The organism is Streptomyces sp. NRRL F-5135 (assembly GCF_000719775.1).
Taxonomy (GTDB): domain Bacteria; phylum Actinomycetota; class Actinomycetes; order Streptomycetales; family Streptomycetaceae; genus Streptomyces; species Streptomyces hebeiensis.
In genome coordinates this window covers 47,845-69,333 of sequence record NZ_JOHR01000015.1, presented here as the reverse complement: position 1 = coordinate 69,333, position 21,489 = coordinate 47,845, and the positions used below count along the sequence as shown (strand labels likewise).

At 72.3% G+C, this 21,489-nt stretch carries 15 protein-coding genes; 4 read left to right on the top strand and 11 right to left on the bottom strand.

Features of this window, described 5'->3' with window-relative positions:
* Nucleotides 1-292: 292 nt before the first annotated feature.
* Together IG02_RS0125675 and IG02_RS0125670 are read left to right on the top strand one after the other, a co-directional pair.
* Nucleotides 293-1,159: an alpha/beta fold hydrolase gene (locus tag IG02_RS0125675; RefSeq protein ID WP_078854817.1), complete on the top strand. Its 867-nt coding sequence runs from the start codon at nt 293-295 to the stop codon at nt 1,157-1,159.
* 138 nt (nt 1,160-1,297) lie between these two features.
* The gene (locus IG02_RS0125670) at nt 1,298-2,239 is read left to right on the top strand and encodes a Yae1 family protein (protein WP_030752748.1); all 942 of its coding nucleotides are present in this window, start codon (nt 1,298-1,300) and stop codon (nt 2,237-2,239) included.
* 209 nt (nt 2,240-2,448) lie between these two features.
* Here the strand turns inward: IG02_RS0125670 and fxsT are convergent, their stop codons facing one another.
* The 5 genes from fxsT to fxsA form a co-directional block, all read right to left on the bottom strand.
* Complete coding sequence (gene fxsT / locus IG02_RS0125665) at nt 2,449-6,396, bottom strand: FxSxx-COOH system tetratricopeptide repeat protein (protein ID WP_030752746.1); 3,948 nt, start codon at nt 6,394-6,396, stop codon at nt 2,449-2,451.
* Nucleotides 6,380-7,711, bottom strand: coding sequence for an FxsC protein (fsxC, locus tag IG02_RS0125660; protein ID WP_234314906.1), 1,332 nt, complete (start codon nt 7,709-7,711; stop codon nt 6,380-6,382). Before fsxC ends, fxsT begins: the two co-directional genes overlap by 17 nt.
* Nucleotides 7,712-7,817: 106 nt before the next feature.
* A complete protein-coding gene (locus IG02_RS0125655) occupies nt 7,818-8,726 on the bottom strand; it encodes an aminoglycoside N(3)-acetyltransferase (protein ID WP_420707792.1) in 909 nt (302 codons plus the stop codon).
* Nucleotides 8,719-11,160: a radical SAM/SPASM protein FxsBH, inactivated beta-hydroxylase extension form gene (fxsBH, locus tag IG02_RS39835; protein WP_078854816.1), complete on the bottom strand. Its 2,442-nt coding sequence runs from the start codon at nt 11,158-11,160 to the stop codon at nt 8,719-8,721. The genes IG02_RS0125655 and fxsBH overlap by 8 nt, the downstream gene beginning before the upstream one ends.
* 9 nt (nt 11,161-11,169) lie before the next feature.
* Nucleotides 11,170-11,334, bottom strand: a complete 165-nt coding sequence (fxsA, locus tag IG02_RS38470; protein WP_063756857.1) for an FxSxx-COOH cyclophane-containing RiPP peptide — start codon at nt 11,332-11,334, stop codon at nt 11,170-11,172.
* A 202-nt stretch (nt 11,335-11,536) separates the two neighbouring features.
* Between fxsA and IG02_RS0125640 the strand changes: the two genes are divergently transcribed.
* A complete protein-coding gene (locus IG02_RS0125640; protein WP_030752733.1) occupies nt 11,537-12,535 on the top strand; it encodes a DUF4231 domain-containing protein in 999 nt (332 codons plus the stop codon).
* 64 nt (nt 12,536-12,599) lie between these two features.
* Here IG02_RS0125640 and IG02_RS0125635 read toward each other — a convergent pair whose 3' ends face one another.
* The 6 genes from IG02_RS0125635 to IG02_RS0125610 form a co-directional block, all read right to left on the bottom strand.
* The gene (locus IG02_RS0125635) at nt 12,600-13,079 is read right to left on the bottom strand and encodes a hypothetical protein (RefSeq protein WP_030752730.1); all 480 of its coding nucleotides are present in this window, start codon (nt 13,077-13,079) and stop codon (nt 12,600-12,602) included.
* Nucleotides 13,080-13,265: 186 nt separating this feature from the next.
* Nucleotides 13,266-14,165, bottom strand: coding sequence for a S1 family peptidase (locus IG02_RS0125630; protein ID WP_030752728.1), 900 nt, complete (start codon nt 14,163-14,165; stop codon nt 13,266-13,268).
* Nucleotides 14,166-14,429: 264 nt separating this feature from the next.
* The gene (locus IG02_RS0125625) at nt 14,430-15,737 is read right to left on the bottom strand and encodes an NtaA/DmoA family FMN-dependent monooxygenase (RefSeq protein ID WP_030752724.1); all 1,308 of its coding nucleotides are present in this window, start codon (nt 15,735-15,737) and stop codon (nt 14,430-14,432) included.
* Nucleotides 15,738-15,805: 68 nt separating this feature from the next.
* Entirely contained in the window at nt 15,806-16,873 is a 1,068-nt protein-coding gene (locus IG02_RS0125620; RefSeq protein ID WP_030752721.1) for an LLM class flavin-dependent oxidoreductase, read from the bottom strand.
* A 10-nt stretch (nt 16,874-16,883) separates the two neighbouring features.
* Nucleotides 16,884-18,998: an FAD/NAD(P)-binding protein gene (locus IG02_RS0125615; protein WP_078854814.1), complete on the bottom strand. Its 2,115-nt coding sequence runs from the start codon at nt 18,996-18,998 to the stop codon at nt 16,884-16,886.
* A gap of 420 nt (nt 18,999-19,418) precedes the next feature.
* Nucleotides 19,419-20,729, bottom strand: coding sequence for a DUF5685 family protein (locus tag IG02_RS0125610; protein WP_030752717.1), 1,311 nt, complete (start codon nt 20,727-20,729; stop codon nt 19,419-19,421).
* 288 nt (nt 20,730-21,017) lie between these two features.
* Here IG02_RS0125610 and IG02_RS0125605 point away from each other — a divergent pair, with 288 nt between their 5' ends.
* Complete coding sequence (locus tag IG02_RS0125605; RefSeq protein WP_030752714.1) at nt 21,018-21,452, top strand: cell division protein SepF; 435 nt, start codon at nt 21,018-21,020, stop codon at nt 21,450-21,452.
* Nucleotides 21,453-21,489: the final 37 nt, after the last annotated feature.

Here is a 21,489-nt window from a genome sequence, read left to right as displayed (position 1 = left end):
TTCCGCTTCGCGAACGCCTCGCGCGACCGCAATCCCAGCAGCTGGCAAGGACTAGACCTGTCTTGAAACAATCTGTCGAGATTTCAGCGAAGGGAAGATTCCACACCCTCCGCCGCCGCCCCCGATACAGGACAATCGACGTGAACCGGGCGGTTATACCGGTGATTCCAGCCGGTGCCGGACGCTGACGGGTTATCGGTCCCCTGGCGGGGAATGCACGGACACGGTGCCGGTACGGAAATCGGACGGGGACCACCACACGCACGGCAGGGCGGACGAAAGGGGCTGGGGGGTGCGACGTCGGGTGCGCGCGGCGGACGGGCGGCATCTGATGGTGGAGCGGCTGGGGGACCCACGCGGCAGACCGGTCTTCCTGATGCACGGCACGCCGGGCAGCAGGCTGGGCCCCGCCCCGCGGGGGATGGTGCTGTACCAGCGGGGAATGCAGCTGATCGCCTACGACCGGCCGGGGTACGGCGGTTCGGACCGGCTGCCGGGCCGCAGTGTGGCCGACGTGGTCCAGGACGTCACGACGATCGCCGACGCGCTCGGCCTGGAGCGCTTCGCCGTAGCGGGCCGCTCCGGCGGCGCCCCGCACGCCCTGGCCTGCGCCGCGCTGCTGCCGGACCGGGTGACCCGGACGGCCGCGCTGGTCACACTGGCCCCCCGGGACGCGGCGGGCCTGGACTGGTTCGAGGGCATGGCCGCCTCCAACGTCCGCGAGTACACCACCGCCTCCCGCGACCCGGACGGCGTGGCGGCCCGCCTCATCCCCCGCGCGGACGCGATCAGGAAGGACCCCGTACGCCTCCTGGACGACCTGCGCAAAGAACTGACCGACTCCGACCGCATGGTGGTCGCGGACGCGGGCGTACGGACGATGCTCCTGCGCAACTACCAGGAGGCGTTACGCGCGTCGGCGTACGGCTGGATCGACGACGCCCTGGCCTTCTGCAGCCCCTGGGGCTTCGACCCCGCCGACATCAAGGGCCCGGTCCTGCTGTGGCACGGCGAGAAGGACGTCTTCTCCCCGGTGGGCCACTCCCGCTGGCTGGCCGAACGCATCCCCCACGCGACAGCGGTCGTGGAACCGACGGCGGCCCACTTCGACGCGCTGCACGCGCTGCCGCGGATTCTGACGTGGCTGCTGGAGGACTGACGGAACCGGCTGTGAGCGGCGACGGCCGTACAGACACGCCAGGTCGCATGGTTTCACATAATACGTAAACTCGCCTGAACGGGTGGTTTATCCGCCGACAGCTCGTCGCACTTCTGTCGACGGTCCTACTTTCGGGCCATGGTCACTTCACACCACGAGGCCGCACACCGGATCTTTCAGGACCGGCCGGAATTACTCGTGCCTGTCTTCCGCGTCCTCGGCGTGCCGTTTGCCTCGAAGGCGGTGGTCGAGGTGCTCACCGCGGACGCCACGGAGATCCGGCCGCTGGAACGCCGCGTGGACAGCGTCCTGCGGATCGAGCCGTCCGACGGCAGCGGCAGCTTTCTCCTGGCCATCGAAGCGCAAGGGCGCCGCGACCAGGCGAAAGAGGCGAGCTGGGCGTACTACCTGTCGTTCTTGACAGCGAAGTACGAGTGCCCGGCGCTTCTCCTCGTCGTGTGCCAGGACAAGGCCACCGCTCGATGGGCGTCCGGGCCTTTCCTCATCGGTACGGAGGGGTGGACAGCCCTCTCCGTGCATCCGCTGGTCCTGGGGCCGGAGAACGTACCCGTGATCACCGACCCCGAGGAAGCGGCCCGAAACTTGTCGATGGCGGCCTTCTCGGCCATGACGCATGGGCGCGGCAAAGACTCTCCGGCCATACTGAAGGCACTGGCGCGTGCCCTCGGAACAGCTGACGCGGAGTCCGTCGCGTACTACTCGGAAATGCTGGAAATCGGCCTGGGGGACACCCCGGCGAGAGACATGTGGAGGAAAATCATGGGCGTTGGCTCCTACTTCCCCGGGCGCGGCACCCTTGTCGAGGAGAAGTATCTGGAAGGCAAGGCGGACGGCAAGGCAGAAGGCAAGGCGGAAGGCAAGGCCGAGGGCAAGGCCGAGGGCATGGCCCAGATCGTGGTGCGCGTACTGGAGCGCCGGGGGATCCCCGTGTCGCACGGTGTCCGCGACCGCGTCATGGGCTGCACCGACCTGGACGCCCTCGAGCGCTGGCTGGACCGCGCCCTCACGGCCTCCGAGGCCGAGGAGATCTTCCAGGCCCAGGACGGGCCGGCGGCGTGAGGAACTGACACTCTCCGCAGAAGCACCGCCGCACCGCCGGTGCCGGGGCTGCGGCAGGTAGCGGTACGTCGACGGCGGCAGGGTCCTCCGGCACTCAGAGGCCCTGCTGCCGCCTCGGCCGAAGGACGAGACCGCCGCCGCGGGCTCAGCCCAGGACCCAGCGAACCGAGGCGACCGCCGCGAGGACCAGCGGCGGTGCGAGCCACCACTCACACCGCCAGCGGTTCCAGGTCCCGGTAGACCCTCCGGTCGTCGCGCGCGAAGCGCGTCAGCGCGTGTTCCTCGCCCAGCAGGCGCGTCAGCTCCTCGACCGTCTCCGCGCGCAGCAGCGCCGCCTCGTCCTTGCGGGCCAGCGCGCCCAGGGTCACGCACATGTTGGAGGTGACGGCCAGCGTCTCCGGGTGGTGGGCGCCCAGGGAGACGCGCAGGCCCGCCACCGCGCGGCGTTCGATGACCAGCGCCTCGTCCAGTTCGCCCAGGTCCGCCTTGGCGTTGGCGAGACTGACCGTGCAGAAGAGCGTGTGCGGGTGTTCGTCGCCGAGGACCTCCCGCATCGTGCGCAGCGTGCTCTGGTGCAGTTGTTCGGCCAGTTCCGGGGCGCCGCAGCCCCAGTGGTAGATCCCGAGGTTGTTGAGCGCCGCGAGGGTGTACGGGTGGCGCGCGCCCGGGACCCGCATGTACTGGTCGACGACCTCCTGCGACAGGTCCCGGGCCGCCACCGGCTCCCCCGCGGCGAAGTGGTCCGCCGCCAGGTTCAGGTCGCAGGCCAGCGAGTCCGGGTTGGCCTCGGAGCCGTACTTGGCGCGGTAGCGGTTGCGGGTCGCGGTGGTCAGCCGGCGCGCGTCCTCCAGCCGGCCCGCCCGCCGCAGTGACACCGCGAGGCTCTTGGCCGCCGCGAGGGTGCCGGGGAAGGCGCGGCCCATCTGTTCCTTGTACAGGTCGTACGTCCTGCTGAGCAGGGTCACCGAGTCCTCGTACCGGCCGATCTCCCGCAGGTCGCGCGCCAGGCTGGTGGCCGAGGACAGGGTGTAGGGGTGTTCCGCGCCGAGCACCTCGGTCCGCCGGTCGAAGACGTCCTGGTCCATCTCGCGGGCCTGGGCGTAGCGGCCGACCATGCGCAGGTTCAGCGCGCGGTTGTTGGCCGCCGCGAGGGTCCTCGGGTGGGAGTCGTGGAAGATGGAGCTGAAGCCCTCGTGCGCCTCCTTCGCCAGTTCCAGCGCCCTGGCGTACTCGCCGAGCGTGCCGAGGTCCATGGCGAGGCCGCTGGTGGTCATGTACGTGTGCGGGTGGGTGGGCCCGAGCACCCGGCGCTGGCGCTCCAGGGTCTCGGCGTCGAGCTCGCGGGCCTCCACGTAACGCCCCTGCGAGCGCAGCAGGTTGGAGATGTGGAAGCGCAGGTAGAGGTACTGCGGGTCGTCGTTGCCGAGCATCTCCCGCCACTCCTCGCGCACCTCGTCGGCGACCTGGGCCGCGGCCGGCCAGTCACCGCGCTTCCACAGGTAGCGCACCCGGTCGATCATCAGCCGGCGGGTCTCCGGCTTCCGGCACAGGGCCGCCTCGGAGGGGGCGAGGTGGGGCCAGATGGTGTTGAACCGTTCCCAGGTACCGGGGTTGTCGATCGGCTCGTCGCCGTCGGGCCGGGCGCCCGCGAGGATCCGGTGCACGGCGTGCCGGGCGTCCCGCTGCTCCTCCTCGCTGAGCTGGGCCCGGATGATCGCCTGGACCAGCCGGTGCACCTGGATGCTGTTGCCGACCTGGTCGACCTTGGCCAGCGCGAACCGGCCGATCTCCCGGATGACCCGGCCGAGGACGAGCGTCTCCTGGAGCGAGACGTCGTACGGCTTGAGGGCCTCGATCATCTCCTTGCTGTAGAGGAGGTTCGCGGAGATGGGCTCGGGGGCGAAGAAGGCGCAGAGCTGGAGCAGCCGCACCGCGGCCGGGGACCGCTCCTTGAGCCGTTCGATGGAGATGTTCCAGGTCGCGGCGACGGGTTCCGGGTAGCCCACGGGCTGGTTGAGCGCCAGCACGCTGGGCGCCTGCTGGGCGAGCTGGTCCAGGTACTCGCCGACGGGCGTCGCGGTCTCCGCGATCCAGGCCGCGGCCTGCTCGACGGCCAGCGGCAGGTCCCCGACGGCCGTGGCGACCTTGTCGGCGTCGGCGGCGGTCAGTCCCGGCGCCCGCCGCTGGAGGTGTTCGACGGACTCCTCGCGCTGGAAGACGTCGACGGGCAGCGAGTCGCCGTAGCTCGACCAGCTCTGGTTGCGGGAGGTGACCAGGATGTGCCCGGGGCCGCCGGGCGGGAAGAAGCGCTGGAGCTGCTCGGGGTCGTCCGCGTTGTCGAAGACCAGCAGCCAGCGCGTGGACGGCACCCCCCGCCGCAGCAGGTCGACCGCCTCCTGCGACGCCGCGGCCATGTCCTCGCCGCCCTGCGCGCCGAGCCGTACGGCCAGCTCCGCGAGGCCCGCCACCACGTCGGCGGTCTGCTCCGAGGAGATCCACCACACCAGGTCGTAGTCGGCCATGAAGCGGTGCACGTATTCCAGCGCGACCTGGGTCTTGCCGATGCCGCCGAGCCCGTAGAGGGTCTGCGGCTGCGGCAGCACCACGGCCAGGCCGCCGCCGAGCTGGTCGCGCATCCGTTCCAGGATCTGGGAGCGGCCGGTGAAGCCGGGGTTGCGGGCGGGGGCGTTCCAGATCTTCGGTACGGTGCCGGGGAAGCGCGGCCCCGGCGAGACCGCGTCGGTGAGCTGTACGGGCCGGTCCAGCGCGCGCAGCAGGGTGGCGGTGGCGTGCGCCTCGTCGAGGCGGAACAGGTCCACCGGGTTGCGGTCGATGTACGGCGTGGTGAGCCTGACGTCGCCGACGCGCAGCGGCACCAGCCGGCGCCTGGCCCCGCCCGGGTCGTCGGACGTGGCGCGTTTCCACACGTCGACCGCCCGTGCCGACTTCAGGTAGGCGCTGGACAGCAGCACGACGGTACGGGTCGCGTTCTCACCGGCCAGGGAGGTGCCGGAGCCGAACGTGCCGCCGTCGGGACCGGCCGAGACGTCGCGCGGCACCACCCGGAAGCCCGCGCGGGTGAGCACGGACTCGATCCAGTCGGCCCACATCCGGTTCTCGGCCACGTAGCTGAGGAAGAGGTCGGCGGGCATGGCCGGCCTGCGCCGGGTGAAGGCGTCCCTGATCCGCAGCCTGGCCTCCTCGCCGACCGCCGGCATGGCGGTGACGGTCCCGTCGGTGAGGTAGGTCGTCAGCCGCTCGAAGGCGGAGAGGAGGGAGTTGCTGAGCCCTGCCTCGTCGCCGAAGGTCGCCAGGGTCTCCTCGTACGCGTAGTAGGGGCGGTACGGGATCTCCACCGCGCCCCAGTACGCGGTGAGTTCCTCGGCGGTGAGCCCGCCCGGGAAGCGGTCGAACTTCAGTCGGGCGAGCGCCCGCCCGGCGTCCGCCTTCTCCTTCTCCCCCTCGTCGATGCGCATCGGTACGGGCAGGATCCGGATGCCCCTGCCCCCGTACCGTTCGTCGATCTGGCGGGCCACGGCGGCGGCGCCGTCGATGGACTGGTCGCTGAGTGTGAAGCAGTCGACCAGGATGTCGGGCAGGTGGACGGTGCAGATGTCGGCGATGTCGCTCAGGCCGGTCCGCGAGTCGATCAGGACGTAGTCGTAGTGGGCCTTCATGTCGTCGCGCAGCGCGTCGAAGAAGTGCCCGCCGCCCAGCCGGTCGTAGAAGTTGTCCCAGTCGAACGTGGAGACGGTCGCGGAGTACTCGCGGTTCTGCTTGCCGGCGGAGACGAAGTCGAGGGTGCCGCCCGCGGGGAACTCCCAGCCCAGCGTCTCGGGGGTGAGGGAGACGGCGTGCGGCTGGATCCGCGCGTAGTCGCGGTGCCAGTCGTCGGAGCGCTCGACGGGGCTGGTGGCGGCCCACGCGTACTCGGTGATCAGGTCGATGACACCGGTGGTGGCGCCGAGGGTGGCCGGGTCGAGGAACGGGTGGAAGAAGCGGTGCAGGCCGGGCGCCTCGAGGTCCCAGTCGACGGCGAGGACCCGTTTGCCGTTGGCGGCCAGGATCCAGGCCGTGTTGGCCAGGGCCATGGTGCGGCCGGTACCGCCCTTGTACGAGTAGAAGGTGACGATGCGTCCGTCACGACGTTCTGTCATCCGTGTCCTCCGCATCGGGCGCCAGGTCGTGCGTCTCGGGAAGGTGGTGCGTCGTCGTGTACTCGGCGGCCATCGGCCCGCGCAGCCGGGGCCGCCCGGTGCGGCCGCCGCCGGCCGGCGGATAGACCGCCGCGTGTCTGAGGTACTGCTGGGCCGCCGCCTCGACGACCTGGGGCAGTATCTGGCCGAACGCCTCCATGCTGGGCACGCCCTTGGCGGCGGCCCGGCAGGCGGCCCGGCCCTGGCCCATCTTCCTGGGCATGGTGCGCTCCAGCTGGTCGGTGAGTTCGGCCTCGGCGGCCCGGCTCTGCTGGTCGTCGCGGTTCCACGGCACGACGACGCTCACCCAGGGCCGGTGTTCGGCGTCGAACGCGGCCAGCCGCCTGCGCTGTTCCTCGTCGTGCAGGGCCCACCGGTCGACCAGCAGGATCTCCGGCCGGGTGGGCGCCCCCTTCCCCTCGGCCGGTATGGGCACCTCGTCGAAGGAGATGATGTCGGCCTGGTAGTTGAGGGACCGTACGAGATCCCGGGCGACGTAGGCCAGGGGGCGTACCGACTCCGGGTGGTAGGGGTTCCAGTCCTGCGCCATGCTGCCGTAGTAGCGGGTCGCGCGGCCCGCCGGCAGGTCGTGGCGGGTCGGCGCGGCCACGGTGACCTGCATGGGGCGCGGTCCGCCGCTGGTGCCGAAGGCGCTGGGGGCCTGCCGGTAGTCCACGGGGCGGCCGGGGCCGATCGCGGCGGTGTCCGCGACGCTGACGATGCGCTTGGCGAGTTCGTAGACCGCGCGCTCGTACTCCTCGGCGAAGATCCGGAGCTTGATCAGCCCGTAGAGCCCGTCGGTGACGTAGCGGTCGCCGAAGTCCCGGTGGTTGAACTGCAACCGCTCGGCCGGCCCCGGCAGTTGGGCGGGCGGTACCGGCACCCATAAGGCCGGGACGATCGCGTCCGCGGTGCTGTTGCCCTTGGCCTGTTCGTAGATGACGCGCTGGGCGAAGGCGTACCACTCCTTGCCGCACATCTCGCTGGCGAAATACCGTGGGGAGAACAGCGGTACGAATACCCGGCAGGTCGCCAGCACTTCGGCCAGCCGCTCGGACCAGCCCTCGCCGGAGCGCATCTCCCGGTCGATGAATCCGGCCTGCGCCCCGGCCGGCAGGTCGGTCATGGCCATCACATGGCCGGACAGATCCCGGAAGAGGCGCTCGACCCACATGTCCGGATCGGGTCCCCCGGCGACATCCCTCGGTGTGTGCGCGTAACTGAGAAAGAAGTACGGCCGATGGTCAGCAGCCCGCTGCTGCGGTGACGCGTGCACACGACCCCCGTCCTGTGTCGAACACTCACTTCCATGAACGAAGAGGACGTGAGCGAATTCATCATTCCGGAACCGCGCCCGCTTTCTCCCCATGCGGTTCGGTCAATCAACGCCGCTTTTCGGTCATCCACGCCTCGGCATGGTCGACAGCGTCCTTGACGGAGAACAATCGCGCGGTCGTTCCTCCCAGCCGTCCCTTCTGCTCCAGACCCCAGGGGAATGAGGCACCGATCGCCTCGAAATCGCTGTCGTCGAGACGGACATCCTCATATTCCACCCAGCGGGGGCTGTTGTCCGGCGCTTTGACCACACAGTGGTAGGAGCGCAGGGGGGCGCCGATCCGGTATTCGGCGAGATGGAACGCCGTGCAGGCGGCGAACCCCACGTTGATCAGCAGTGTGTGCCCACCGGATCCGGCCAGCTTGCCGAGCGGGGACTCCTCGCCGAGGTGGCTCTCCAGCGGGTGGTCCGCCATCAGCTCCGCCGCCCGGTGTCCGAGTGCCGCGAAGGAGGACTGCGGGTGCGCGCTGCGTACGGCGCCGGGGGCGGTACGGACCGACTCGGCCAGGACGCCCATGCGCGGGCACGGGGTGGTCGCCGGGTCGAAGGCGGGCATCCTGGCCCGGAAGGCGGCGGCCTCCCGGCGGGTCAGGCCCTTGATGGCGGCGCGGTGGGCGAGCGAGGAGTCGGAGTTCTCCTCCGTGAAGGCGGGGACCACGAGGGTGCCCCTCTCCCCCAGCGCCGTCATGAGGGCGGTCCGCAGGACGTCGGGGGCGAGGCCGGTACCGCTGAGGGAGGCGTGGACGAGCAGGGTCATGCCCTCGGTGACGCCCAGGGCCGCGAGTTGGTCCACCAGGCGTGGATCGGTGTGCGCCCCGGTCGCGGTTCCGGTCACGGCGGCCGTGCCCGATGGGGTTCCGGTGCCCGTCCCGGTTCCGGCGACCGTTCCGGTGCCGGTCACGGCGGGGGCGTCCGCGCCCGTTCCGGTTCCGGTCCCCGTCCCGTCGTCAGCCACGTTCGGTCTCTTTCCGTAGAGCTGCCAGCAGGCTCTTCCCGCCGACGGTGAGTTCGGGCGCGTCCTCCAAGGTGTCCAGCGCCCGGCGGGCCTGGTCCAGCCGGATGCCGCGCGCCATGGCGGTGGGGCCCCCGTAGACGGCGAGCCCCACCCGTTCGTACGCCCCCGCCAGCAGCTCGGAGAGCGGGACCGGGGCCTCCTGCCAGGGTGCGGGTCTGAGCCACTCGCCGTCGTAGGCGTAGAGGTCGGTCACCTCGGTCAGCGCCCGGAGCCGGGCCCGGCGCAGCCCGCGCAGCAGCGCGAGCGCCAGCTCCGCCACCCCGGCCGCGAAGGGCAGACCCAGCGCGCCGAGGCCGTGCGCGCCGGTGGTCGCAACGGGCTGATGGGCCGTCAGGGGCGCGGCGGCGAGCAGGGGTGTCACGGTCGACAGCGCACCGGCCGCCGCTTCGGCCCGCTCGGGCAGGGCGGGGTGCAGCAGTTCCCAGGCCGCCGTCAGCCGGCCGGCCCAGGCAGCGGTCTCCGCGGGCCGGAGCCCTGGGTGGACGGGGACGCCGAAGCAGTCGCGGTACGGATCGAGGTCGTCCAGGGCGAGGACGGGGCCCCCGGGCAGGCCCAGCCGGTGCACGGGGCGCCAGTGTTCGGTGGCCTCCGCGGGCCGGCCGATCCGCAGCTCCGCGGTGGCGGTGCGGACCAGGAAGCCCTCCTCGACGGGCCGCACCTCCGCCTCGAACGCCCCGCCCTCCCCGAACGGGCCGACCGTCCCGAACTCCTCGGCCGCCCCGGCCGCCCCGGTTCCGTGTGCTGTCGAGGCTCCGGTCCCGTCCGGCCGGGGAATCCGCAGGGTGCCGAGGGTGGGCAGGTGGAGCACCCCGCCGGTGCCTCTGACCCGTACGGGCAGGTCCAGGCCGCCCCGGACGACCGCGGCCGCCACGTACGCCGACAGGGCGAGCGCGCCGTCGACGGCCCCGGGCCGCTCGGCGCGCAGGGCGGCCACGCGGTCCACCAGCCAGCTCCGGGTGTAGGGGTGGGTGAGGACGGCGTCGAGCCCGTCGCTGCGCTCTTCGACGGCGCTCGCCAGTTCCCACGCCTGCTGCCACTCCGCCCCGCCCCGGCCGCCGAGCTCCACGTGTAGCTCGGCGAGCAGGGAACGGGTCAGCTCCTGCTGGGCCGCGACCAGTTCACCGGGGTCCGTGAGGACGGGGGGCACGGACGCGGCGGCCGTACGGGACTCGATGCCGCGGATCAGCGCCTCGAGGTCGGCGCAGTAGACGGAGGGGTTGTCGAAGCCTCCGGTGTGTCCTCCCGTACCCTCCGCGCGCGCGTCAGCGTCGGAACGGTCACTCTTCCCGGAGCGGCCGGAGTGGTCGGAGCGGTCGGGGCGCGTGCCGGTGTCCGGCGTGGAGCGGTAGCGGTGGGTGTAGAGCCCGCCGCCGCAGGAGCGCACGACCGGACACCGCCGGCAGGTCTCGCCCAGCCCGGCCACGCCCAGCTGCCTGGCCCGTACGCCCGGGTGGGCGGCGACCTCGTCCAGGGTGTGCGAGAAGACGTCGAAACCGGTGGCGGCGGCTCCCTCGTAGGCGCTCTTGAGCGAGTCGACCTGCTCCAGTGTCCCGTCCGTCTCCACCACGATCAGATCGGTCGGGACGAGCCCCAGCGACTCGGTCAGGCTCGGGCCGCCGTGCAGGGTGGAGAACACCGATTCGAAGAGGCGTACGGGCATGGGCCGGCCGTCGGCGTCCCAGCGGTCGAAGACGGCGAGCAGCCAGTCGGCGTACGCGGTGGTCGCCCCCTCGGGGCGCGGCGGCGGGTCGTCCCAGGTCGCGTGCGGCAACAGGAAGTCGATCCGGGGCGGTTCGAGCGCGCTGAGCGCGTCGTAGACGGTGACCGGGTCGTTGGCGATGTCGATGGTGCACAACAGGCCGAGGTCGAGAGCGCGGTAGCGGTCCTGGCGGAGCAGTTCGACGGCCTTGAGGACCAGGGGGTGGCTGCTGCGGCCGTCCGCGAAGCGGCGGTGCCGGTCGTTGGCGGCCCGGTCGCCGTCGAGGGAGATGCCGACCTTGACGCCGTACTCGGCGAAGAGGTCGAGGTAGCGGGGGCCGAGCTGGAGCCCGTTGGTGTGGATCCGCAGATCGAGGGCGGCGACCCCGGCGAGGGCGCGGGTCAGTTCCTCGCACACCCGGCGCAGCCGGGCGGGGCCCGCCAGCAGGGGCTCCCCTCCGTGCAGGATCACTGACACGGAGGGCAGGTCATGGGTCTTGGCGTGCTCGGCCAGTCGCAGAGCCGTCCAGGACATCGCGTCGTCAGAGATCGCCTTGGGGCGGGTGCGCCAGCTCTGATCGGCGTGTTCGTAGATGTAGCAGTGGTCACACGCAAGATCACACCTGCTGTGGACCTTCAGAACGATCTCGCGAAAGGGGACCAGTGGTCCTGTCATCACGCCATTCTAGAGGGCGGAGTTGAAGCTCGAAACGCGCGCGACGCGGCCGGTGGGCACGGGCAGCACACGGTTGAGCTTCTTCGCGACGCCGGAATCGCGTACGTCGATCTCTGCGAGGGGGACACGGTTCTTCTTCGCGGTGGCGAAGGCGACAGAGGTGTGAGTGGTCACGACGGCCGTCCTTGATCATCTTGCCCTGAGGGGGAGACACCGCACCGTTGCGGTGCCAGCGTCACGACTTTACTCTCATGAACTCGCCCGGCAACTCGACTCGTGCCGCCGCGACACGAGCGTCGCCGGGCGTTCACGAGGCGATACGGAACACACCATTCCGCCGCATGGGTGACGACACGACCGCACGCGGAGGGCACGCATGGACGGTGTACGCGGACCGCTGCACAGCCGGGTCTTCCGGAATGCTGACCTGCCCGTTCTCTTCCACCACGCCGACGCCGCCGCCATCGCCCGGCAGCGCGAGGCGGTCGGCTCCACGCGCACCCGGCTCCTGCTGCTCGTCGTCGGCGCCGCGCTCGCGGCGTCGCCGTGGCGGGCGGGCGTGGGCGATTCGTTCCAACTCGTCGGCGCCCTCACGGCGTTGGCCTACGCCGGTGTGCTTCTGATCACGTTCCGCTCGGCGCGTCGGCGGGCGGGGGCACACTGGCAGCTCAACCGCTCGGCGGCCGAGTTCATCAAGTCGATGTCCTGGCGCTACGCGGTGCACGGCGCTCCCTTCGACTCGGCGGCCGGCGACGCGACGGCGTTGTACCTCGCCCGCCTCGAGGCGGGGCTCGCCGAGTTGAAGAAGGTGGGCTGGGACGACCCGCGGGACGGCCGACCCGGCGGCCGTGGCGAGGGGAACGGCCGGGACGGCGGGGCCGCCGGCGGGACCGGGTACGGCCCGGATCCCGTGGCCGACGGGGAACTGGTCACGGAGTCCATGCGGTCGCTGCGGGAGCAGCCGTTCACCGTACGCAAGGAGACCTACGTCAGGGACCGGCTGATCGAGCAGCGCGACTGGTACGACCGCAGAACGGCCGTCTCCCGCCGGGCCACCACCCTCTGGTCGGTCACCATCGCCGTACTGACCCTGCTGGCCCTCCTGCTGGCCGTGGCGCGGAGCTTCTCCCTCACCCAGTCCTCCGCCGTGCTGGGCCTGTTGTCGGCCTCGGCCGCGGCGTGTCTCGCGTGGAGCGAGATCCGCAGGCACCAACCCCTCATATCCGCACACTCGTTGGTGGCGGAGGACCTGGCGGCGATGCACACGGCGATGGAGACGACGGTCACCGAGCGGCAGTGGGCCGCGGCGGTGTACGAGACCGAGCGCGTCGTCTCGCCCCAGCACACGGACTGGCTGGTACGGCACCGGGGCTGACCGACGAGCGGCTTCGGGTTCGGACCGCCGCCCCGCCTCGCCACCGCGCCCCGCCGTACCGGCTTCACGCGCGCTCGACGCCCTCGCGCCAGATCACCGTGACCGGCTTCCCGCGCTTCCGCGCGTAGCTGACGATGTCCCCGGTGCCGCCGAGTCCCCGGGCCGGCCGGCCGTCCCACACCGCGAGCAACTGGTCGCAGTGGTCTGCGATGTACGTCCCCGCCGCGTAGTACGCCTCGTCGGTGGAGTGCGGAAAGGCCATCCGGACCCTTCGCGTCGCCCGGTCGCGCAGCCGCCGGTAGCCGGCCAGTTCGTCCGGGTCCGCGAAGTCGTTCTCGTAGTCACCGCTGGGGATGACGGCGGTCAGGGCGGCGCCCCGGTCCAGGGCCAGCGCGGCGAACAGCTGGTCCGCGCCGACCGCCAGGCTGGAGAGCGCCTCCAGCGCCCCCGTGTGACCGCGCAGCACGTCCTGGATGCCCGCGGTGACGTGCGCGTACGCCTCCGCCGGAATGCTTCTGTGGCCGGTCACTCCGATGCGTTCCACTGCTCCGCGGCTCCCCGGTCCTCGCAACACGCGCTGGCCCCACCGTCCCTCCATCTTCCCAGAAAAGGACGGAGGCGAGCCCCCGTCCCGGAATCGGACGAGGACTCGCCTGCTGTCGGCCGGAGAACACCGGTCGGTGGACGCTCACCGGACACCGGTCACGGAATGCCGGTCACGGGCGCCCGGTCACAGAATGCTGACCCCGTAGGCACTCAGCGCCTCGGTCACCGGCTGGAAGTACGTCGTCCCCCCGGAGGAGCAGTTGCCGCTGCCGCCGGAGGTCAGTCCGACGGCCAGGCTGCCGGAGTACAGCGGGCCGCCGCTGTCGCCCGGCTCGGCGCAGACGTTGGTGCGGATCAGTCCGGAGACGATGTCACCGCCGCCGTAGTTGACCGTGGCGTTCAGGCCGGTCACGGAGCCGCTGTGGGTGCCGGTGGTCGAACCGCGGCGGGTGACGGACATCCCGACGCTGGCGTTGGCCGCGCCCGTGATGTCGATGCTGCCGACCGTGCCCGGGTGGGCGATGGAGGTGTTCGAGTAGCGCACGATGCCGTAGTCGTTGCCGGGGAAGCTGGTACCGGCCGTGGGACCGATGCTCGTGCCGCCCGAGGAGCTGGTGTACCAGGCGGGGTTGCCCTCGGTGCAGTGGCCGGCGGTCAGGAAGTAGTACGTGCTGCCGCTGACCACGTTGAACCCGGCCGAGCAGCGCCAGCTGCTCGTGTAGACGGCGTCACCGCCGGATATGAGCTTGGAGAGCTTGCCGGGGGTGCGCTCGACCCGCAGGGCACCCGCGTTGGCCCCCGCGGCCTGCTTGATCCTGGCGATCTCGGCCTGGGAGACGGTGCTGTCGGCCGACACGACGACGTCGTTGCCCGCCTTGTCGATGTACCAGGCGGTGCCGGCCACATCGGCGTCCAGCACGGCGTCGCTCGCCGCGCTCAGCCGGCTCTCGCTGAACGTTCCGGCGGAGTCGGCGTTCGCGGTGGGGACCGCGATCGCCGCGGCCGCCGCGAGTCCCGCGGTGACGGCGAGCAGACGGGTGCGTCTGGCCGTGCCCGTGCGTGGGGTGGTGCGCTTGATCCTCACTTCTCGTTCCTCCCGAGGGGAATCGGGGGCCCGCTGTGGGGTGTGGGGCCCGTGAGGCGCGGCCGAGGCCGTACCGTCCGGATTCCGGACGGTACGGCGCCCCGACCGGCGCGCTGTCTCGGGAGTATTGAGAACCTCAACTGGACGCGCAAGGGCGGTATTTGGCCGGGGGGTGCCAGTGGTGCGCGCGGTACGGGCGGACTCCGCGGGGCGTCAGGCGTACGGCTGTGACAGCGGTGCCGTCAGCGGTGTCCGTTCCGGCGGTCACGCGCCATCGGCCTTTCGGTGCGGGTCCGGAAGACCCAAGTGGGAGCGCAGGGTGGCACCCTCGTACTCCGTGCGGAAGGCCCCCCGCTCCTGGAGGAGCGGTACGACCCGGTCGACGAAGTCGTCCAGGCCGCCCGGGGTGAGATGCGGGACGAGGATGAAGCCGTCCGCCGCCCGCTCGGTCACGAAGGTGTGCATCTCCTCCGCCACGGTTTCGGGGGAGCCGACGAAGGACTGCCGTGCCGTGGTCTCGATGACGGTCTGCCGGATGGAGAGCCCCTTGGCCTCCGACAACGCCCGCCACCGGGCGGCGACCTCGAACGGATCACCGATCCGCACCCGGCCCTGTGCGAGCGCGGCATCCGGGTCGGGGTCGACGTCCGGCAGCGGCCCGTCCGGGTCGTACGCCGACAGGTCCCGGCCCCAGACCTGTTCCAGCGCGAGGATCGCGTTCTGCGGGGAGACCTGCTGTTCGCGGATCGCGGCGGCCCGCTCCCGCGCGTCGGCGTCGGTGTCGCCGAGTACGACGGTCGCCCCCGGCATGATCTTGAGGTCGCCGGGCTGCCTGCCGTACGCCGCCAGCCGCGCCTTGACGTCGTCGTAGAAGGCCCGGCCCGCCTCCAGGGTGCCGTGCCGGGTGAAGACGACATCGGCGGCCGAGGCGGCGAACTCCCGTCCCTCGTCGGAGTCCCCGGCCTGGATCACCACCGGGTGGCCCTGCGGGGAACGGGGGACGGTGAACTCGCCCTCGATGGTGAACTCCGCGCCCGCGTGCGCGAAGCGCCGGGGCTCGCCGTACGGGGCGTCCGGTCCCGGCGGGGTCCAGGAGTCCCACAGTTCCCGGGCGGTGGCGACGAACTCGGCCGCCCGCGTGTAGCGGTCGGCGCGGTCGAGGTAGCCGCCGCGCCGGAAGTTCTCGCCGGTGAAGGCGTCGGAGGAGGTCACCACGTTCCAGGCGGCCCGGCCCGCGCTGAGGTGGTCGAGCGTCGCCAGCCTGCGGGCCAGTTCGTACGGCTCGTTGAAGGTCGCGTTCACGGTGGCGGCGAGGCCGAGCCGGTCGGTGACGGCCGCGAGCGCGCTCAGCACGGTGAGGGACTCGGGCCTGCCGACCACGTCCAGGTCGTGGATCAGCCCCTTGTGCTCCCGCAGCCGGAGCCCCTCGGCGAGGAAGAAGAAGTCGAACCTGCCGCGCTCGGCGGTGCGGGCCAGGTGCTCGAAGGAGGAGAAGTCGATCTGGGACCGGGAGCGGGGATCCGCCCAGACGGTGGTGCTGTTGACGCCGGGGAAGTGAGCGGCGAGGTGGATCCGCCGGGTACGAGGCGCGCCCGAGGCGGCGCGCCTCGTGCCCGGGGCGGTACGGGGCGTGCGCGTGGTCATGAGGTCTCCCCGGCGGACGCGTACTGGTTGGCCGGGCGGGCGAGGCCCAGGTGTTCGCGGAGCGTGCCGCCCGGATGGAAGGTGCGGAAGAGGCCGCGGTGCTGGAGCAGCGCCACCGTCCCGTTGACGAGCCGTTCGAGGTCGCGCTCCGGGAACAGCGGCGTCAGGTGGAAGCCGTCCACGGCCCCGTGGGTGTGCCAGCGGGTGATCAGTTCGGCGAGGTCGACGGGGCCTCCGCTGTGGTGCAGGCCCTCGGCGTCGGACGGGGCGCTGTCGAGGCCCGGTTCCCGGGGCCGTTCGCCGCCCCCGAGGTCGACGCTGAGCGCCACCAGGATCCGGAGGCTGCCCGGATCGCGGCCGTGGCGCGCGGCGCGCGCCCGCAGCCGCTCCGCGACCGCCGCCGCCTCCTCGGGCCTGCCGGCCCGGACGAGGACGACGTCCGCGTGGCGCGCGGCGGTCTGCTCGCTGTGCCCGCCGGCCACCGCGTCGACCACGGTGACGGGGTGGCCCTGGGGCGGCCTCGGCACGATCGACGGGCCGCGCACGGTGAAGTCCGTGCCCGTGAAGTCGACGTGGTGCAGCTTGGCGCGGTCGACGAAGCGCCCCGTCGACGTGTCCCGGATCTCCGCGTCGTCCTCCCAGCTGTCCCAGAGCCGGGCGGCCACGTCCGCGACCTCACCGGCCTCCCGCCACAGGGCGGGCGCGGGGGCGGCGGGCTTGCGTCCGAAGAGCTTCGCCTCGGCCTCGGTGGCCGACACCTCGACCAGCCAGCCCGCCCGGCCGCGGCTCACCCAGTCCAGGGTCGCCACGGCGGTGGAGACGTGGAACGGTTCGGTGTGGGTGGTGGTGACCGTCGGCACGAGACCGATCCGCTCGGTGGCGGGCGCGACCCGGGCCAGGACCTCGAGCGCGTCGGGGCCCGGCCGGGCGAAGGAGTCCCGGAGGGTGACGAAGTCCAGGGCGCCGCGCTCGGCGAGCCGGACGAGTCCGACGTGGTGGGCGGCGTCGTAGCGCGGCGGACCGCCGATCTCCGCGGCGAGCAGCAGGGGTGGGATGGGGGGCATCGGGTGCCTTTCAGTCGTGAGGCGACAAGGGGGACCGCGCGGGCGCGCCGACGCGCGGACGACCGCGCGGGCCGGCGGAGTCCGGCCGGTCGTGCGGGCCCGCGGAGTCCTGGGCAGCGGAGTCCTGGTTGGCGGAGTCCTGGGCAGCGGGGCCGGGGCCGGTGGGGTCCGAGCCGGGCCTTCGGCCGGCGCCGGCCGCGCACACCGCCTCGCGCAGGAACGTCAGTACCGCGCGGGCCGTGGCGTCGTTCTGGCGGAACGCCGGGCCGCCGGTGCCCGGCCGGGTGAACGCGCCGCTCGAGCGCGCGGTGGTGTACGGGCCGAGCGCGAAGCGGCGCGGGTGGGGGCGGCCGTCGTGGCCGACGAGACGGCCGTCGCCGGGATCGACCCGGACCAGGCCCGCCGCCGAGGTCGCGGCGCCCTCCTCGTACAGGGCGCGCAGCAGCGGGCTGCGGGTGCGCTCGGGATCCGGGTCGGGAAGCCGGGCCTCGACCAGGGCGCGCGCCTCGACGTACTCCCCCGGTACGGAGGCGCTCCCGGCCCGGAACACACCGCCGCGCTCGTCCGCCTCGACCGTCATCCCGGCCCCCAGGAAGCGCACGATCCCGGCCCGGGAGAGCGCGAGGAGCCGGCGCAGCCGGGGCCCCGGCGGGCCCGAGGCGAGATGACTGAAGAAACCGTGCCACCCGCCGCCGCCCGCACCGAGGTCGCCGAGGCGGACCAACTGGCCGTAGACGGAGAGCAGTCCGAGGAAGACCGCGAGGTCGGCGCTGTGCGCGGGGTCGTGTCTGCGGGTGAGGTCCGCGCTCACGTACGCGCGCAGCCGCTCCTGGAGCGCCTCGTAGGAGGCGAACTTCTCCCCCTCCAGCGGCCGGTCCAGCGCGGCCAGGTCGAGCCGGTCGGCGGGGTCGGGCACGGCCGCGGCGACCAGGGCGGCGAGTTCCGGGCTGCCGGGTCCCGCCGCCGCGTACTTCTCCTCGAAGCGGGTCCGGTCCATGCGGACGCGCTCCGGGTGGGCGGTGAACAGCCGGTGGTAGTGGGCGAAGCCGAGTTCCTTGTCGATCAGCGGCCGGACGTCGCGCGTGAAGTCGCGCGGACCGGGCCGGGCCAGCAGTTCGTCGATCTGCTCGGGGCCGAGGAACCGCGGCAGCGGCGGTCGCTCGCCGTCCAGCGGGTAGCCGATTTTGGAGTGGTACGGGACGCCGCGTCGCGATCCGACGTACAGGACGGGTTCGTTCCCGGAGGGGTGGTAGACCAACTCGCCCTCGGACCCGCCGGCCCCGTCCGCGTCGGCGTTCGCGTCGGCGACGGGGTTGGCATCGGATTCCGAGTAGCGTCCGCCGCGCCCCTCCGTGAGCAGCACCATCAGGTCCACGAAGGCGAGTCCGAGGCCGCGCACCAGGACGGGCTCGCCCGCGCGCAGCGCGGACAGGTCGCTGTCGGCGGTGAAGTCGGGCGGCAGGTGGACCAGCCCGTGCCGCCGCGCGAAGCGGCCCAACTCCACCTGTTCCGCGTCCGGTTCGCCGTCCAGGTGGCCGATGGTGAGCACGACCAGGTCGGCGGTCAGGGGTTCGCCGCGGCCGGCCAGCCACACCCGCTGCCGTCCGTCGCGCGGACCGCTCACGCGCACCGCGCTGGTGCGGTGCGGGTGAACGGTGACGCCGGGCGGCAGAGCGGCGACGGTCTGTTCGTAGACCCAGCTCAGATAGGCGCTCTGCGCCTGGCGGCTGGGGAAGCTCGGGCCCGTGAGCGCGCCCAACTCGTCGCCCAGGCCGGCCGGTGCCCGCTCCGCCCCGACGTCCCGCGCCCACTCGTGCAGCGCGGGCCCCTCCCGGACCGGACCGGCCAGCGGGACCGACGCGTCGGTGAACATGGTGACGTCCTGGGCCATGGAGTTCATCCACAGCAGCGGCGACTGGTCACGCCGCCAGATCCGCCCGCCGCCCGGCGGGTACGGGTCCACCAGATGGATGTCCAGGGGCAGACCGTCGTACAGCGAGCGCGCGTTGGCCGCGATCCGCTCCAGGAATCCCGTACCGCGCGGGCCCGCGCCGATCACGACGACGGTCGGTGCCGCCGCCTCCCGCGCGGGAGACGTGCGGACGGTGTCCGATGACACAGGCATGCGAAGGCTCCGTGGATACAGCGATCGAACACGGTGGTGCCTTCACGGGACATCGCGCGCGGGGCGCGGACGGTCCGAGCCCCTCAGCACGGTCCGCCTGTCGGAGACAGAGGGTAAGTGCCGCTCGGGGCCCGGTGTCAAGACCGTCCGCACTGTGAACCCGTCGTCTCATTCGGTTGACGCGGAACCGGATGCCTGTTCCACTTGGCCCATGCATCCACAGCGGCGGCTGGTGACGCGCTCCCACATCGACTTCGGTCGGGTGTGGTCCTCGTCCTGTTGAGCTGACGCCCTGCTCGGCCAGCCCAGGGTCGCTCCCTCGCACCACCGGCGTTCCGGCGCCGTGTCCCGCGTGCCTTCACACGCCGTCACCGCGGCACTGCGCGCCTCCCCTCGTACCGTCCGTGGCCGCTGGTTCGCTCAGCAGTCACAGCCGCAGTCGCAGCAGTCACACCCATCGCAGTCACAGCAGTCGCAGTCCCGGCAGCAGCCCTCACGCTTCTTCCGGGACCACGGCCCCTCGTACTCCTTCGCGCAGCACAGCTTGCAGGTGCAGCAGAGCCCGACGAAGACGGCGCAGCCGGCGAGGAAGCCGCGCGGCTTCCTGGGCTCCTCGCCGAAGCCCGGCGGCGGACCGCCCGGCCCACCCGGGCCGCCCGGCACGCCCGGATTCCCGCCGCCCTGGCCGTGGTCCGGTCCGTACGGGCCGCCGCCGCCCTGACCGGCGTACGGATTGCCGCCCCGCGGATCGCCGCCGTACGGGTTCCCCGGCGGAGGCGAACCGCCCTGACCGGCTTGCCCATGGACGTCATGCGCACCGGCGTCATGCCCGTGCGCCGCGTGCCCGTGCGCCGCTTGCCCGTGGTGCGTCGTGCCGTGGGCACCGAAGGCGCGGTCCACCGAGACGCGCAGTTCGTGCGCGAGCAGCACATGCGCCAGCCTGGCATCGGTGAACTCCGCCTCGCGCAGCGCCGACCGTATCCCGCGCACCGCGTCGTCCGCGAGCCGCCGGGCCTCCGCGCGGGAGGTGCCGGTCGCCGTCAGCGGGTTCCACGCCCCGGACTCCGCGTCCGCCCGCTGGTCCTCCACCGCGTCCAGCAGGTGCGCGAGCCTGCCGAACATCCGCCCCGCCTCGGCCAGCGGCTCCCGGTTGCCCGGCCGGCCCGCGAGGACCGCGGTGTGCGCGAAGGCGGCGGCGGTGGCCGTCTCGGTCGGTTCCGTGACGGTGAGCAGCGAGGTGCCGGGGCCGGCCAGGGCCTCGATCCCGGGCTGCCGGTCGACGGCGTCGACGAGTACGGAGGTGTCGAAACCGAGCACCGCGCCGGTCCGCGCGCCCGCCCGGTCCCAGCCGACGGCGACCCGGCGCGCGGCGGCGGCCAGGGGGCGGCGCCCCAACAGCCCGTCCCCGTCGGTGACGTGGTCCCTGACCTTCGCCGCGGCCAGCACCAGCGACACCGACGCCGCGAGGCGCGCGCCCTCCCCACGCGCGACGGGAGCGGTGCGCATACCACGCAGCGGACACGGGCCCGCGGTGCGCCGCTGTCCGGCGGTGCGTTCGACCTGAGCCTCCGTCAGGACCGAGACGATCAGTCCGTCGTAGTTCGTGACGACCCGGGAGAGCTGCCCGTGGTCGGCCCGCAAGGCCAGACACAGGCCGCACAGATGGGCCGTCCACTCGGTCTTGAGGCCGTCGGTCAGCCGATGCGCGCATGGCCTGACGATTCCGAACACAGCAGTTCCCCCGAACGTTCTCCGCGCTGCTTTTCTCCGTGCCCGGCGATCGTAACGATCGTGTCATTCACCCGTACGTGGACGTCCATCACCCTCGCGGCTGGAACGTCATATTTTGTACCGTGTCAGGCGCACCAAGGTGGAAGAACCTTGACGAACCACCACATCATCTGCACCAGTACCGTCACGAATCGCCTGCGCGCCGACTATCTACTTGGCGCGTAATCCGCATCATGGACGACGATGGGGATAGGGAACGACATGTGACCGCGGTGAAAGGAGGCGTCCATGGGATCGGTGCGCAAGGCGAGTGCCTGGCTGGGCCTCGTCGAGGACAACGACGAGCGTTACTACGACGACGAGTACGCCGAGGAAGCGGAGGGCGGCGACGCCTGGAAGACCGACCCCCGGGTGCGGGTCGCCGCCGAGCCCGGCCGGGCGGCCGGCCGCAGAATCGCCACGGTCACCCCGGACAGTTTCCGGGACGCCCGGACGATCGGCGAGCTCTTCCGCTCCGGTGTCCCGGTCATCATGAACCTCACCGCCATGGATCCCTCCGACGCCAAGCGCGTGGTGGACTTCGCCGCCGGTCTCATCTTCGGCCTGCGCGGCTCGATCGACCGGGTCGCCACCCGGGTCTTCCTGCTGACCCCCGCCGACACCGAGATCGTCACCGGTGACCACGCGGGCCGGGCCGAGGACGGCTTCTTCAACCAGAGCTGAGCAAGGCCGCTCACCGGTTCACCGCCGGGCCACCGGG